The 14,637-nt window shown below is 75.4% G+C and carries 13 protein-coding genes; 7 read left to right on the top strand and 6 right to left on the bottom strand.

From position 1 onward, the window contains the following. Positions 1-21 precede the first annotated feature (21 nt). Positions 22-2,418, top strand: a complete 2,397-nt coding sequence (locus ACGF5G_RS00705) for an immune inhibitor A domain-containing protein (protein ID WP_393259163.1) — start codon at positions 22-24, stop codon at positions 2,416-2,418. 220 nt (positions 2,419-2,638) lie between these two features. Beyond that, on the top strand, positions 2,639-3,571 hold the full coding sequence (locus ACGF5G_RS00700) for an alpha/beta hydrolase (protein ID WP_357699030.1): 933 nt from the start codon (positions 2,639-2,641) through the stop codon (positions 3,569-3,571). Positions 3,572-3,596: 25 nt separating this feature from the next. Here the strand turns inward: ACGF5G_RS00700 and ACGF5G_RS00695 are convergent, their stop codons facing one another. Next, positions 3,597-3,962 (bottom strand): hypothetical protein, encoded by a 366-nt coding sequence (locus ACGF5G_RS00695; protein WP_393257528.1) that lies wholly within the window; start codon positions 3,960-3,962, stop codon positions 3,597-3,599. Next, the gene (locus ACGF5G_RS00690) at positions 3,959-6,856 is read right to left on the bottom strand and encodes an SseB family protein (protein WP_393257526.1); all 2,898 of its coding nucleotides are present in this window, start codon (positions 6,854-6,856) and stop codon (positions 3,959-3,961) included. The genes ACGF5G_RS00695 and ACGF5G_RS00690 overlap by 4 nt, the downstream gene beginning before the upstream one ends. Before the next feature lie 152 nt (positions 6,857-7,008). On the opposite strand from ACGF5G_RS00690, the gene mycP reads away from it, so the two are divergent. Next, a complete protein-coding gene (gene mycP / locus ACGF5G_RS00685) occupies positions 7,009-8,289 on the top strand; it encodes a type VII secretion-associated serine protease mycosin (RefSeq protein ID WP_393257524.1) in 1,281 nt (426 codons plus the stop codon). A gap of 107 nt (positions 8,290-8,396) precedes the next feature. Here the strand turns inward: mycP and ACGF5G_RS00680 are convergent, their stop codons facing one another. Both ACGF5G_RS00680 and ACGF5G_RS00675 read right to left on the bottom strand, forming a co-directional pair. Continuing rightward, positions 8,397-8,690, bottom strand: a complete 294-nt coding sequence (locus tag ACGF5G_RS00680) for a WXG100 family type VII secretion target (protein WP_350701842.1) — start codon at positions 8,688-8,690, stop codon at positions 8,397-8,399. Between the two features lie 27 nt (positions 8,691-8,717). Continuing rightward, positions 8,718-9,038, bottom strand: a complete 321-nt coding sequence (locus ACGF5G_RS00675; RefSeq protein WP_393257522.1) for a WXG100 family type VII secretion target — start codon at positions 9,036-9,038, stop codon at positions 8,718-8,720. A gap of 225 nt (positions 9,039-9,263) precedes the next feature. Between ACGF5G_RS00675 and eccE the strand changes: the two genes are divergently transcribed. From eccE to rarD, 4 genes are all read left to right on the top strand, one after another. Then, the gene (eccE, locus tag ACGF5G_RS00670; protein ID WP_393257520.1) at positions 9,264-11,189 is read left to right on the top strand and encodes a type VII secretion protein EccE; all 1,926 of its coding nucleotides are present in this window, start codon (positions 9,264-9,266) and stop codon (positions 11,187-11,189) included. A 149-nt stretch (positions 11,190-11,338) separates the two neighbouring features. Then, positions 11,339-11,725 (top strand): phage holin family protein, encoded by a 387-nt coding sequence (locus ACGF5G_RS00665; RefSeq protein ID WP_393257518.1) that lies wholly within the window; start codon positions 11,339-11,341, stop codon positions 11,723-11,725. A 70-nt stretch (positions 11,726-11,795) separates the two neighbouring features. Then, positions 11,796-12,296 carry a GNAT family N-acetyltransferase gene (locus tag ACGF5G_RS00660; protein WP_393257516.1) on the top strand — a complete coding sequence of 167 codons (501 nt, stop codon included), beginning with the start codon at positions 11,796-11,798 and terminating at the stop codon, positions 12,294-12,296. Continuing rightward, a complete protein-coding gene (gene rarD / locus ACGF5G_RS00655; RefSeq protein ID WP_393257514.1) occupies positions 12,293-13,225 on the top strand; it encodes an EamA family transporter RarD in 933 nt (310 codons plus the stop codon). Before ACGF5G_RS00660 ends, rarD begins: the two co-directional genes overlap by 4 nt. A 10-nt stretch (positions 13,226-13,235) precedes the next feature. Here rarD and ACGF5G_RS00650 read toward each other — a convergent pair whose 3' ends face one another. Then, entirely contained in the window at positions 13,236-13,928 is a 693-nt protein-coding gene (locus ACGF5G_RS00650; protein ID WP_393257512.1) for an anti-sigma factor family protein, read from the bottom strand. Further along, positions 13,925-14,419 (bottom strand): sigma-70 family RNA polymerase sigma factor, encoded by a 495-nt coding sequence (locus ACGF5G_RS00645; RefSeq protein WP_393259162.1) that lies wholly within the window; start codon positions 14,417-14,419, stop codon positions 13,925-13,927. The genes ACGF5G_RS00650 and ACGF5G_RS00645 overlap by 4 nt, the downstream gene beginning before the upstream one ends. Positions 14,420-14,637 lie beyond the last annotated feature (218 nt).

Raw genomic sequence — 14,637 nt, 5'->3', positions numbered from 1 at the left:
TACCACGTGCGCAAAGTCGCAGTGGGTCTGCTCGGGCTTTCGCTGACGGCGACGGGACTGGCGGTCGGCACATCCGCCAGCGCCGCGCCGCAGCCGAAGTTGCCGACGGCCGCTCCGTCGGTCACCGAGCCCGCCCATGTCGACCACGACCTGCCGAACCCGCTCGAGGACAAGCGTCGCGCCCTGCGCCAGGAGGGCCTGAGCGACGTCCTCTCCGGCCGGGCCAAGGCGCAGAAGATCAACGGCAGCACGGTCGTCAAGGTCGGCAAGACCCAGGCCGAGGGGGCCACCGCCCGCTCGACCCGGGCCGGCGCCGCCAGCCAGATGGAGGACCAGTACGTCGAGCTCGCCCGCGAGCAGACCGACCGGATCTTCGTCATCCTCGCCGAGTTCGGCAACGAGCGGCACCCGAGCTACCCGGACCAGGACACCGACCCGACCACGGCGGGTCCGACCCGGTTCGACGGGCCGCTGCACAACGAGATCCCCGCCCCCAACCGGGCGGTGGACAACTCCACGGTGTGGCAGGCGGACTACAACGCCGACCACTACCGCAAGCTCTACTTCGGCACCAACCCCGGTGACGAGTCGCTGAAGCAGTACTACGAGGCGCAGTCCTCGGGCCGCTACAGCGTCGACGGCACGGTCACCGACTGGGTGAAGGTCAGGTACAACGAGGCCCGCTACGGCCGCTCCGGCGGCTACCCGTGCGACGACAACACCTGCACCAACACCTGGGAACTGGTCCGGGACGCCGCCAACCAGTGGGTCGCCGACCAGAAGGCCGCCGGCCGCACCGACGCCCAGATCGCCGCGGACGTCAAGGCGATGGACCAGTGGGACCGGTACGACCACGACTCGGACGGCAACTTCAACGAGTCGGACGGCTACATCGACCACTTCCAGATCGTCCACTCCGGCGGCGACGAGGCCGACGGCGACCCGTACCAGGGCGAGGACGCCATCTGGAGCCACCGCTGGTACGCCTTCGCGTCCGACCAGGGTTCGACCGGCCCGGTCAACTTCCCGGCCGGCGGCACCCAGATCGGCAACACCGGCATCTGGATCGGTGACTACACCATCCAGCCGGAGAACGGCGGCCGGAGCGTCTTCTACCACGAGTACGGCCACGACCTCGGTCTGCCGGACGACTACAACGTCGTCAACGGTGGGGACAACAACAACGAGCACTGGACCCTGATGGCCCAGAGCCGGCTCGGCGCCAAGACCGACCCCGGCATCGGCGACCGCGGCGGCGACCTGGGCGCGTGGAACAAGCTCCAGCTCGGCTGGCTCGACTACGAGGTGGTCGTCGCGGGGCAGCAGCGCACCCTGAAGCTCGGCCCGCAGGAATACAACACCGACGAGGCCCAGGGCGTCGTGGTGGTGCTCCCGAAGCGGGAGTACAGCTTCGACAACGGCAAGCCGTTCGAGGGCACCAAGCAGTTCTTCTCCGGCAACGAGGACGACCTCAACAGCACGATGACCCGGACCCTGGACTTCACCGGGAAGTCGTCGGCGTCGCTGTCGATGAAGGGCCGCTACGACATCGAGGCCGGGTACGACTACCTGTTCTTCGAGGCGTCGCTCGACGGCGGCCAGACCTGGACGGCGCTGCCGGGCACGATCAACGGCCAGCCCCTCCCGGAGATCTCGCCCGGACGTCCGGCCCTGGACGGCAGCAGCAACGGCGAGTGGGCCGACATCAATATCCCCATGGACGCGGCGGCGGGCAAGGTCGCGCAGTTCCGGCTGCGCTACCAGACCGACGGCGGTGTCTCCGAGGGCGGCTTCTACGGTGACGCCGTCACCGTGACCGCCGACGGCCAGACCGTCCTCTCCGACGGTGCCGAGTCCGGCGCCGCCGGTTGGACGCTCGCCGGTGGCTTCGAGGTCGCCGAGGAGACCTACACCCGGGAGTTCGACAACTACTACATCGCGGGCACCCGGCAGTACACCTCGTACGACAAGTACCTGAAGACCGGCCCGTACTTCTTCGGTTACTCGAACACCCGCCCGGACTACGTGGACCACTACGCGTACCAGGAGGGTCTGCTGATCTCCTACTGGAACACCCGGTGGGCGGACAACGACACGTTCGAGCACCCGGGTGAGGGGCGCAACCTGATCATCGACGCGCACCCGCGGCCGATCTACAACCTGACCGGGCAGCCCTGGCGGGCCCGCGTCCAGGTCTACGACGCGCCGTTCAGCCTGAAGAAGGCCGACTCGTTCACGCTGCACCTCAACAGCCAGCCGCAGTACATCCGTGGCCAGGCCGCGCAGCCGCTGTTCGACGACACCAAGCAGTACTGGTACCCGGAGCTGCCGAACCACGGCGTCAAGCTCCCGGCCACCGGCACCAAGATCAAGGTCCTGGAGAAGGACGGCCTCTACACCAAGATCCGCATCTCCTGATCGCCTGATCACGCACCACCCGCACCACGCGATGCCCGGGCAGGCCACCTGCCCGGGCATCGCCCGTTCCGCAGGCAGCGAGGTGCGATCGGCGGGGGAACCCGCGTGGCACGTCCGACCGGTCGTGCGGTCCGCCACCCGCGCGATCGCCAGCGACCCCGGCCACCCGGCCGGGGTCGGCGGCGGAGCCGGCCGGCACCGGGGTCATAGGCTGTCTGCCATGACCGAGCAGCGTGGCGGGCCCGTCGACGAGTCCTGCGTCCTCAGCGAGGGGCCGTGGACGCACCGGTTCGTCGGCGCGAACGGCAGCCGGTTCCACGTCGTCGAGTCGGGCACCGGCCCGATGGTGCTCTTCCTGCACGGCTTCCCCGAGCACTGGTGGGCCTGGCACGAGATGCTGCCGGCGGTCGCCGACGCCGGGTTCCGCGCCGTCGCGGTCGACCTGCGCGGCTACGGCGCCAGCGACAAGCCGCCCCGGGGGTACGACGGCTATACGCTGGCCGCCGACATCGCCGGGCTGATCCGGGCCCTCGGCGAGCGCTCCGCGACCGTGGTGGGCACCGGCATCGGCGGCATGATCGGGTGGACCGTGGCGTCGTTCCACCCGGCGCTGGTCCGCCGGCTGGTGGTGCTCGGCGCCCCGCACCCGCTGCGGCTCCGGGCGGCCATCTTCGCCGACCCGCGCGGGCAGTTCGCCGCCTCCACGCCCACCCTGAAGTTCCAGCTGCCCCGCTACGAACACGTGCTCACCCGGGACGGCGCGGCGGCGGTGGAGGAGATGCTGCGCCGCTGGGGCGGGCCGCGCTGGGTCCACGGGCCGGACTTCGAGGCGTACGCCCGGCGGTGCCGGGAGGCGATGCGGATCCCGCAGGCGGCGTTCTGCGCGCTGGAGGGCTACCGCTGGGCTTTCCGCTCGGTGCTCCGCCTGCACGGCTACCGCTTCGTCCGGCTGATGCAGAAGCCGCTGGTCACCCCGACGCTCCAACTCCACGGCGCGCTCGACCAGGCGTCCCTGCCGCGCACCGCCCAGGGCTCCGGCCGATACGTGGTGGCGCCCTACGAGTGGCGGCTCCTGGACGGCGTGGGGCACTTCCCGCACATGGAGGCCCGCGAGGTGGTGCTCGGCGAGATCCTGCGCTGGGCGAAGTCCTGACTCCGACCCGCTGCCCGCGCGGGCCTCAGACCCGCTGCTCGCGCAGGTCGGCGACCTCGGCGGCGGGCGCCCAGCCCTGGTAGACGCCGAAGTCGAAGACCTCCAGCCCCATCGCCCGGGCGACGGGCCAGCGCCCGCCGGTGTACTCCACCCGCAGCCAGCCGTCGTGCTCGCCGAGGACGATGAACGGCTGCCCCTGCCAGGTGCAGGTCGTCCGCACGTACGCCAGGTCGTCGACCTCGGTGGCCGGGACCACCCGCACGTACCGGCCGGGGCGTACCTCCTCGAAGCCCTCGCCCGACTCGGGCTGGTAGAGCCGGACGTCGTCGCCGTCCGGGCTCGCCTGGTACTCCCGGCCGCGCCAGCGGGCCACGTAGCCGTCCCGGGTCACTGCGCACCGACCTGTCGCCACAGCAGCGCGTCGGTGTCGAGGATGGCGACCACCCGCTCCGTGCCGTCCGCGCCGATCCGCCAGAGCTGCGCGCCGTGCGGCAGCCGGGCGCTGTCCACCTTGAACTCCGCCACCACGTCGCTGCTCTCGCCCGGGGCGAAGCCGTTGCCCCGGAACGGCGGGCGCTCGATGACCCAGCCCTCCATGGCCCGCATGGCAGCCTCGCTCTGCCCGCCGTACGGGATCCGGTAGAGGCTGGGTCGGTGCGCCGGCCAGCGCAGCACGTAGATCTCCTCGGCGTCCCGCGCGAACGGCGAGTCGGGGTGACCGAGGCCGAGCGCGTCGTGCAGCTGCGCCGGGGTGTTCAGGTGGGCCAGTTCGTTGGCCCGGTGCACGAAACCGGAGACCCGGTCGTAGCCCCGCTCCAGGTAGTACGCGAGCTGGCTGGGGGCGACCGCCTTCTGCATCACGATCGGCCGGGCCGGGTCGGGTGCCGCATAGCGGGGGCGGCTGGCCGGCTCCTCGACGGGGGCCGCCGCCTCGCCCTCGGTCCCGGCGTCGTCGCCGAGCCCCACCTCCGCCGCCCAGTTGGCCAGCGCCAGGATCTGCTCACCGGGCAGCTTCGCCCCGACCGGGCTGCCCGGGTTGACCGCGAACGACCAGGAGGCGTCCGGCCACCGCCGGATCAGCTGGACGAACTTGACCTCGATGGTCTCGGCCGCCGCGTCGGCGTGCTCCGCGAGCCGCTCCGGTGAGGTGTGCACCACCACGAACGTGTCGCCGTCCAGCTCCTCCGTACGCCAGACGAAGCCGGGCTCGCCGGGCCGGCTGCCCGGCGCGGAGTCGGCGGCCACCGGCAGCAACACGCGGGCCAGCAGCAGCGTGGACAGGAACGTGTCGGTGCTGCCGCTCCCGGCGGCGTCGAGCAGGTTCTCCTCGACCTCGTTGGCCGGCTGGAAGTCGACCGGCACGGGCTCGAAGCGGGCCGGCGCGTGGTCCTCCGCCCCGGCCACCACCGATCCGCCCGCCGGGGCATCGCCCCACCCGGACCCCGCCGGCACGGCGCCCTCCCCGACCGCCTCGCCGGGCGTCGGCGCGGCCGTACCCGCGACGCCGCCGGTCCCGGGCGGTGCGGGACGCCGCGACGCGGCAGCCGGCTCGGGCGCGGTGTCGGGCGGCTCGGGCGCGGTGTCGAACAGGCCGGGCGCGGCGGCGACCGGCCGGGACGGGGTGTCGAACAGGCCGGGCGCGGTCTCCACCGGTGCGGCTGCGGTCTCCACCGAACCGGGTGCGTCGACCCCGCCGGGTCCGGTGGCAACGCCGGGTCCGGTGGCAACGGGGTCGGCGGGGCCGACCGCACCGGCTGCCGTGACGGTCGGGCCGGTCGGGCCGGTCGGTGCCGTGACGGTCGGGCCGGCGGATGCCGGGCCGGCGGGGGCGGTCGGGGCGGGCCGGTCGGACCGCCGCACCGGCTCGAACAGCGAGACGGGCTCCGCAGGGGCAGCGTCGGGCGACCCGGTGAGGTCCCGCGACTCGATGATCGTGCCCTCGATGACGATCGGCGTGAACCCGCGCCGGGGCGCGGGCGGCCCGGAGACCAGCTCCGCGGCCGAGGCCGGCTCCTGCTCCGCGCCGGGCTCCGGCGTGGGCCGGGGGCGCGGCAGGGCCTGCGTCACGTCACCGTCGGGGTCCGGCCGGCGGGCGGCGAACGCCAGTGTGGGGTCGGGGGCGGAAACGCGAAGGTCGCGGGTGACGTCCTCGGCGGACGCGTCCGCCCGGCGCGGCGGCAGCACCTGGGTGCTCTCCCCGTCCGGCACCGCGAAGGCCCGGGTCGGCTCGCCGTCGGCCGGGGCGATCGGGATCGGGCGGGTCGGGCCCTCCGGCACCGGCTCGGCGAGCGGTCGACGCCGGGGGAACGGCTGGCCGCCGCGTGCGAGGCGGGACGGCGGTACGGCCCGTTCGCCGGAGCGCAGCGCCTCCTGCCGCTGAGCGGACGCGCGGCCGGACGCCGGCTCGAAGAAGGACCGGTGGTTGAGCCGCTCCGGAGCCTCGCCGGCGGGACGACCGTTCGTCGGCGAGGACGGCGCGGGGGGCGGGACCGGCCGGCCCTCCGCGCGGTCGCCGAGCGGCACGAACCGGGACGGCGCCGGCCGGTCGACAGCCGCCACGGCGTCGCCGGCCGTCGGGTCACCCTGCTGCGGGCCCGGCCGGTTCGACGGGTACCCGGGCGGGACGGCGGCGCGGGGCGGCTCCGGCGGGACGGCGGCGCGGGGCGGCTCCGGCGGGACGGGTCGGGCGGGCGCCGGCACCCGGCCGGCCATCGACGCCGCCGGGTGCTCGGGCCGGGCCGCCGGGGCGCCGTTGGCCGGGGCGGTCCGCCCCAGGTCACCGGTGGTCGGCCGGGTCTCCGGCCCGTCGGCCGTGTCGCGACCGGTGGTTTGGGCCCGCACCCGGGCGACCGTCTCCGCCCGTTCCAGGCGGGCCCGCGCACCGAGGGTGCGGCCGGGCAGCCGGACGTCGCCGCGGGAAAGCTGGGAGACGAACCAGGCCGGCAGGTAGCCCTCGACGGGCAGGCCGGGGTTCACCGCCAGCCACCACTCGTGGTTGGGCCAGCCGGCAGCCAGGTCGGCGTACGAGGTGCGGCGGCCGGAGCCCGCGTTCTCCCCGAGGCAGGCCCGCATGGCCGCGGCGGAGGTGAACGCCAGCACGTGGGTGCGACCGCCGGTCGTCCAGGTGCCCCAGCCCAGCGGCGCCTTCCCGGCGAGCGCCTCGGCCGAGACCGGCAGCAGCAGCTCGGTCTGGGCCAGGACGCGGAAGTAGAGCTGCTGGTCGTTGGCGCGCAACGCGTCCCGCATCGCCGCTTCGGCGTCGGTGGCCGGCTCCCAGTCGGTCACGGCCACCCCTCCTCCCGCGAACAGGCCATAGGCATCGCGTACAACCTACAAGGTAGAAACAAGATCACAATGGCTGGCCGGCGGCGGTCCGCGCCGTCGCGCCGGAGGCGCTAACATCCCGTCCCGGAGTCGACACGATACGGAGGCGGTCGATGTCCCGGTCCCCCGCGCGCCCGCTCCTGGCGGCCCTGACGACGGCGCTGCTGGCCGCCGTCCCGGCCGCCCCGGCGGCCGCCGCCCGGCCGGCCCGGGCCGCCACGGAACCGGTCACCGTCGGCCGTTCCGGGCCCGCCGCGCTCACCGCGCGGGCGGCCCCCGGCTGCCCGTCCCCGCTCGCCCCGGTCCGGCCGGTGTCCGCGCCGCCCTGGCCCCACCAGCGGTACGCCCCGGAGCGGCTCGCGCCGTTGGCCACCGGGGCCGGGGTGACGGTGGCGGTCGTCGACTCCGGGGTGGACCGCCGCCACCCGCAGCTGGCCGGGCGGGTCCTCGACGGCACCGACCTGCTCGACCCGGGCGGCGACGGCGGCCGGGACTGCGCCGGTCACGGCACCGGCGTGGCGAGCATCATCGCCGCCGGCCCCCGCGACGGGGTGGCGTTCCACGGGCTGGCCCCGGACGCCCGGATCCTGCCGGTACGGGTCAGCGAGCAGCAGGTCGTCGAGGGGCGGGAGTCGGGGCGCACGGTCAGCGCCGAGGACTTCGCCCGGGCCATCCGCTGGGCGGTCGACCACGACGCCGACGTGCTCAACCTCTCCGTCGTGCTGTACGCGGACAACCCGGCGGTGCGGGCCGCGGTCGGCTACGCGGTCGAGCGGGACGTGGTCGTGGTGGCCGCCGCCGGAAACCTGCACGACAGCGGCGACCCCCGGCCCTATCCGGCCGCGTACGACGGGGTGCTCGGGGTGGGCGCGATCGGGGCGGACGGGGCCCGCTCCCCGTTCTCCCAGACCGGCCCGTACGTCGACCTGGTCGCCCCGGGCAGCGACGTGCTGATGGCCGCCCCCGGCCAGGGGCACCACCGGGCCGAGGGGACCAGCTACGCGGCGCCCTTCGTGGCGGCCACGGCCGCGTTGCTGCGGCAGTACCGGCCGGAGCTGAGCGCGGCGCAGGTGGCGCAGCGGATCGTGGCGAGCGCCGATCCGGCGCCGGGTGGCGGCGGGGGCGGCGGGTACGGCGCGGGGGTGCTGAATCCGTACCGGGCGGTCACCGAGACCGGCGGCGGGGCGCCGGAACGGCCGCGCCCGGCCACCGCGCTCGCCGACGACCGCGACGATCCGGCGCTGGTGGCGCAGCAGGCCCGCCGGGCGACGGCCCGGGACCGGGCGCTGCTGGTGGCCGGGATCAGCGGAGCGGCGGTCGCGGTGGCGGCGCTGCTGGCGCTGGTCGTGCCGCGCGGCGCCCGCCGCCGCTGGCAGCCCGCCGGCCCGGCCTGACGGCGGGCTGCCGCGGAGCCAGCCCTCCGCCCGGTCGCCCAGCCACGAGCTGGAACGACGGTGGTGGCGTCGACCGGGTCAGGGTCGGCGCCACCACCGGGCGCGGCTCACTGGAACAGGCCGACGTTCTTCTTCTCCGTGTCGAGGTAGTCGGCCGCGGAGTCGTCGACCGCGAGCTTGATGTCGCGCAGCATGGCCTGCAGGTCCTGCGAGGCGGAGCGCCAACGGCCCTGCCGCTGCTCGTACGCCTGCCGGGCCTCGCCGGACCAGCTCGCCACGAGCGGGGCGGCGTCGCGTTCGAGCTGCCCGAGTTGCGAGTCGAGCGTGTTCAGCGCTCGCTGGATGTCCGCGCTGGCCTGCTGCAACGCGGCGAAGTTGACGACCAGCACACCGTGGTCCATCGGATGTCTCCTCCCCCGAAGTCCGGGTCAGAGCGGCAGCTGGATGCCGCCGCGGTTGGTGGTGGACACGCGGCTGGCGGCCTCGCTGTCCGAGACGTCGTACTGCTGACCGGCCGTGCGGATGGCGCCCGCGGTCTCCCGCAGCGCCCGCTGCAGCGTCGCCTGGTCCTGCGCCCACTGCTGTTTGACCTGCTCGAACGAGCGCCCGCCGGCGCCGCGCCAGGCCTGCTGCAACACCTCCAGCTGGGCCATCAGGCTGCTCAGCATGGAGTGCAGGGACTGGTCCACCTGCTCGAACTTCGCGGCAGTCTGCTGCATCACCGCTGCTTCTGCCTGGGTCTGGGACACCCCGGACGTCACCTCGTCTCATCGGTCGTGGCTGGCCGTCGGCGCGCCCGCTCACTCGGGCGCCCCGCTCGCGCCGCCCGGGCGTCGAGCGCGGCGGGCGCGGGGTCAGCGGAACTCGTCGCTGACGGTAGCCGTCCCCTCGCGGTTCTGCTACCCCATCGCCATCCCCTGTGGACAACCGCGCTCCCCGCTCCCTCGGGCCGGCCCTTACGATGGGCGGCGTCGATGTCGCGGCGAGTGACCGGTCGAGGAGGCACGGTGACGGTGACCACCAGCACGGGCCCGGCCCGGCCGGCCGCGCAGCCGGCCACCGCCGTCCCCGAGCCGGTCCCACCCACGCCGGCCGGTCCCGCGCCGGGCGCGTCGGGGCCCCGCGCCGTCCTGCCGCCACAGTGGATTCCGGCCGCCCGTCGGCGGACCATCGGCGTTCGGGCCGGTCAGGTCGTCGCCGCGCAGGTCGCGGTGGCCGCCCTGGTCGCGGCCGCCGGCCGGGGCGTGCTCGCGGCGCTGGCCGCCGTGGCGCTGGCCGCGACGCTGCTGCCCCTGGCGTGGGTGCGGCTGCGGGGGCGCTGGCTCTTCGAGTGGCTCGCCACCGGCCTGGGCTATGCGACCCGCCGCCGCGCCCTGCCGCCGGCCGCGGGCCCGGCGGCCCTGCTGGACCTGGTCGACCCGGGTGCGGTGGTCCGCCCCGTGGAGCTGGCCGGCACGCCGGCCGCCGTGCTCGACGACGCCGCCGGCATGGTGGCCCTGGTGGAGGTCGGCGACCCGGCCGACCTGCTCGGCGACGGTCCCCGCGCGCTGCCGCTCCCGGCGTCCCTGCTGTCGGCGGCCGCGCCGGACGGGCCGCCGGTCCGGCTCCAGCTCCTGCTGACGGGCGCGCCCGCGCCGACGGTCGGGGCGGGCCGCGGCACGGTCGCCACGTCCTACCGGCAGCTCACCGACGGGCGGCTCGCCGGCCTGGAACAGGCCGTCCTCGCCGTGCGGGTGCTCCGCGCCGAGGGCTGGACCGGCGAGGAGCTGCGGCAGGCGCTCTCCGGCACCGTACGCCGGATCGTGCGCCGGCTCGGGGCGGTCACCGCCCGCCCGCTGGGCGAGCACGCGACGCTGCGCGTGCTGGCGGAGTCGGCCCACCACGACGACCATCCGGCCCGGGAGTCCTGGCAGGCGGTGCGGGCGGGCGACCTGCTCCAGACCACGTTCCGGCTGCGCCGCTGGCCCGACGCGCGCACCGATGCCGGCCGGCGGCTGGTGCCCCGGCTGCTCGCGCTGCCCGCGACGGCGACCACGGTGTCGCTCTGCGCCGGGCCGCAGGCCGGCGCCGACCCCGCGTCGGCGCCGACCGAGGTGGCCGTACGGCTGGCCGCCGCCACCCCGGCGGAGCTCTCGGTCGCGGCCCAGGCGCTGCGCCGGCTGGTGACCGAGGCGGGCGGCGAGGCGCACCGGCTCGACGGCGCGCAGCTCGACGGGCTGGCCACCACGCTGCCGCTCGCGGCGGCGGGGGCGCCGGGGCCGGGGCCGGCCCCCGACGCGTTGGAGCTGACCGTCGGCGAGGCGGGGCTGATGGTCGGCACGAACCGGCACGGCGGCGCGGTGACCGTCCGGCTGTTCCGGCCCGAGAGCACCCGGGTGATGCTCGTCGGCGGGATAGGCGCGGCACAGCTCGTCGCGCTGCGGGCCATGGCGCTCGGCGCCCGGGTGGTGGTGCAGACGGCGCGCCCCCGCAGCTGGGAGCCGTTCGTGCGGGGCGTCGGCACGCCGGGCGCGATGATCCCGCTGGTTCCGCCGGGCCGCCCGGTGGGCGGCGGACCGGGCTCACCGCTGTGCCCGCTGCTGGTGGTCGTCGACGCCGGCCCAACTCCGGCAGACCCGGAACCGGGCCCCGCGTGGCGGGCCACGCTACTGGTCCGCGACGAGCTGACCCCGGCCGACGCCGACGCGCTGGGCCGGGCCGACCTGGCCGTGCTGCAACCCCTCGACCCGGCCGAGGCAGCCCTGGCCGGCGCCGCGTTGGGCCTCGGCGGGTCGGCGGAGTGGCTGACCCGGATCCGGGACGACATGGTCGCGGTGGTCAACCGGCGCGCGCTGCGCTGGGCGCTGCTCTCGCCCACCCCGATCGAGTCACAGCTCATCGGCCGCCCCTCCCGCCGCTGACCGGCGCGCCACTCGCCACTGGCCGGCATCCCTTCCGCCGCTGACCGGCGCACCGCTCGCCTGGCGGCCGGCCGCGGATCCGGCTTCCCGAGGCGGTCCGGCGATCTCGCGGGTTCCGCACGTGGCGCGTCCGTGGCACGATCCCCGCCATGGGATTCCTCAAGGGGCTGCTGATCCGGCTGGCCAGCACGGCACTGGCCTTCTGGCTGGCCACGCTGCTCATCCCGGGCATCACGCTGGAAACGGAGTCCGCCACCGACGCGGTCACCACGCTCGTCCTCGTCGCGGCGATCTTCGGCGTGGTCAACGCGGTGCTCCAGCCGGTCATCAAGACCGTCGGCTGCGGCTTCTACCTGCTGACCCTCGGGCTGATCGCGCTGGTGGTCAACGGGCTGCTGTTCCTGCTGACGAGCTGGATCGCCGACCAGGCCGGGTTGCCCTTCCACGTCGACAGCTTCTGGCCGGAGGCCGTGCTCGGCGCGCTCTTCGTCGGGATCGTCACCTGGATCCTCGGCGCCGTCCTCGATCGGGACTGAGCCGCACCGCCGACCAGATGCCGGGAACTGGCTGCTCAGCGGCCCGGGTCGCCGGGTTAGTGTCACCAGGGTGACCACCCTGACCCGCCACGACGGCTACCTGCTTAGCACCGACCCGGACCGGATCGACCTGGACCGCGTGCACCACTGGCTCTCCACCGACGCGTACTGGGCGATCGGTCGGGACCGGGAGACGGTGGCGCGGGCGTTCGCCGGGTCGGTGGTGTTCGGCGTCTACCGCCCCGGCGACGGGCGGCAGGTGGCGGTCGCCCGGGCGGTCACCGACGGGGCCACCTTCGCCTGGCTCTGCGACGTCTACGTCGACCCGGGTGAGCGCGGCCGGGGGCTGGGCACCTGGCTGGCCGGCGCGGTCCGCGACCACCTCGCCGGCCTGGGCGTACGCCGGATCCTGCTGGCCACCTTCGACGCCCACGAGGTGTACGCGAAGGTGGGCTTCGCAACGATCACCGATCCGCACCGCTGGATGCAGCTCGACCAGCGGGATCAGCCGGTGAGCCCGGTCACCGGCAAGGATCCCGGGGGTCGTCCGCCCCTTACTGTGGAGGCGTGACGCCACTCCGCCTCGGCTACCTCTACGGCTTCGGCGCGTACCTCCTCTGGGGATTCTTCCCGCTCTACTTCAAGCTGCTGCGTCCGGCCGGGCCGCTGGAGATCCTGGCCCACCGCGTCGTCTGGTCGGTGGCGTTCGTCGCCCTGCTGCTTGGCGCGATGCGCAACGTCGGGTTCCTGCGGGCGCTGGTGCGCCGGCCCCGCGCGCTGGCCGGCATCGGCGCGGCCGCCGCGCTGATCGCGGTGAACTGGGGCGCCTACATCTACGGCGTCAGCTCCGAGCGGGTGGTGGAGACCGCCCTCGGCTACTTCATCAACCCGCTGGTGGTGGTGCTGCTGGGCGTCACCGTGCTGCGCGAACGGCTGCGCCCCGCGCAGTGGGCGGCGCTCGGCATCGGCGGGCTGGCCGTGGCGGTGCTGACCGTCGACTACGGTCGGCTGCCCTACCTGGCGCTGGTCCTGGCGCTCAGCTTCGCCGGCTACGGCCTGGTCAAGAAGCGGCTCGGGCTGCCCGCCGCGGAGGGGCTCTTCGTCGAGTCGGCGGTGCTGGCGCTGCCCGCGCTGGCGTACCTGGGCTGGCTCACCGCCAGCGGCGACGCCACCTTCGGGCACGTCTCGGTCGGGCACACCGCGCTGCTGGTGTCGGCCGGCGCGGCGACCGCGATCCCGCTGCTGCTCTTCGCCGGGGCGGCGAACCGGCTCCCGTTCACCGGTCTCGGCATGCTCCAGTACCTCGCCCCGATCCTCCAGCTCGGCTGCGGGGTGCTGATCTTCCACGAGCCGATGCCGCCGGCCCGGCTGGCCGGCTTCGCCCTGGTGTGGGCCGCGCTGATCGTCTTCACCGTCGACGCCCTCCACCACTCCCGCCGCACCCGCGCCGCGACCCGCGCCGCGACCCGCGCCGCCCCCGCCCCGGCCACGATCCCCTGACCCTCGCGGGTCAGCGGACGTCGTAGGCGAGGACGGGGGTGCCGTCGGCGCGGAGCAGCTCCAGACGGACCAGTTCGGCGTCGGTGAAGCGGGTTGCGCCGGTGATCCGCAGGTCGTCGCCGGGGCCGGCGAGCCAGGATCCGACCTGCTCCGTCGCGCCGTCCGGGCCGTGCGCCACCAGCCGGAAGGTGTACGCCTTGGCGTAGCCCGTCCTGGCGACGTACCCGCAGCGCATCCGCACCTCGGTGCCCCAGCCGGTGCTGGTCAGGGCGACCTCGGCGTACACCGGCACGGTGCCGGCCACGGGCTGCATGGTGACCATCCGCACGTCGCCGGGCGGCGGGGTGGCCGCCTCGCGGGGCAGCACGGCGGCGGTGCCCACGCCGACGACCAGGGCCAGCGCGGCGGCGGCGAGAGCGGTGAGGGCGTACCGGCGGCGGGCGGCCGACCGCTCGCGGCGCCGGCGCTCGCGCGCGGCGGTGAGCAGCTCGGGCACCCGCGGCTTCTCCGGCGACGGCGGGAGCTGCTCCAGCCCGGCCGGATCGAGCCGGCCCAGCAGGCCGGGCAGGACGGCGATCTCGGCGACCGCCTGGCGGCACGCGGCACACCCGGCGAGGTGCCGCTCGTAGGCCGCCCGTTCGGCGGGGGCCAGCGCACCCAGCACGTACGCGCCGTCGTCGTGCGCGAAGTCGCACCGGGTCATGCGGTCACCCCCATCTCGGCCAGGACCAACCGTAGTGAGCGCAGGGCGTAGTGGGTCCGGGACTTCACGGTGCCCGGCGGCACGCCCAGCCGGGAGGCCGCCTCGGCCACCGACCGCCCCTGGTAGAAGCACTCCACCAGCACCTCCCGGTGGGTGGGGCTGAGCCGGTTCAGCGCCTCGGCGACGGTCCACGCCTCCACCGCGCGTTCCGATTCGTCCACCGTCTCCGGGGGCTCGGGCAGCTCGTCGGTGAAGACCTCGCCGACCCGGGTGGAGCGGCGCCGCCAGGCGTCGATGGCCAGGTTGCGGGCGGTGGTGAAGAGCCAGGCCCGGACCGAGCCGCGCTCCGGGTCGAGGGACTCCGGGTGCCGCCAGGCCCGCAGCAGCGTCTCCTGCACCAGGTCCTCGGCCCGCTGCCGGTCGCCGTTGACGAGGCGCAGGGCGTGCGCGTAGAGCGCCTCCGCGTGCTCGTCGTGCAGCGCGCGGAGCAGTTGGGCGTCGTGGTCGCTGATGGCGGTCTCCTCGCTCTCGGCGCGAGTCCGACAGTGGCGTTCGCACGGGAACACGCGCCGTCACCCGGATCGGTTCAGCCGCAGGTCATCGTGGCAGTCCCGGCGGAGGTGTTCACGCCCGGTTCACGCCGCCGCCGACGCCCGCTCACCGGGTCCTCCTACCGTCCGGCGGGTACGCACGCCAGCGGCTGTCCGGC

The sequence above is a fragment of the Micromonospora sp. NPDC047730 genome (assembly GCF_043204765.1).
Classification (GTDB): Bacteria; Actinomycetota; Actinomycetes; order Mycobacteriales; family Micromonosporaceae; genus Micromonospora.
Note: the sequence above shows the minus strand (reverse complement) of the source record. Positions and strands in the feature narration are given on the sequence as shown.

Coding starts and splice junctions, on each gene's coding strand:
- eccE (WP_393257520.1), top strand. CDS start 9,264: ATGTCGCGGCGAGTGACCGGTCGAGGAGGCACGGTGACGGTGACCACC.
- mycP (WP_393257524.1), top strand. CDS start 7,009: ATGTCCCGGTCCCCCGCGCGCCCGCTCCTGGCGGCCCTGACGACGGCG.
- ACGF5G_RS00700 (WP_357699030.1), top strand. CDS start 2,639: ATGACCGAGCAGCGTGGCGGGCCCGTCGACGAGTCCTGCGTCCTCAGC.
- ACGF5G_RS00665 (WP_393257518.1), top strand. CDS start 11,339: ATGGGATTCCTCAAGGGGCTGCTGATCCGGCTGGCCAGCACGGCACTG.
- ACGF5G_RS00680 (WP_350701842.1), bottom strand. CDS start 8,690: ATGGACCACGGTGTGCTGGTCGTCAACTTCGCCGCGTTGCAGCAGGCC.
- ACGF5G_RS00650 (WP_393257512.1), bottom strand. CDS start 13,928: ATGACCCGGTGCGACTTCGCGCACGACGACGGCGCGTACGTGCTGGGT.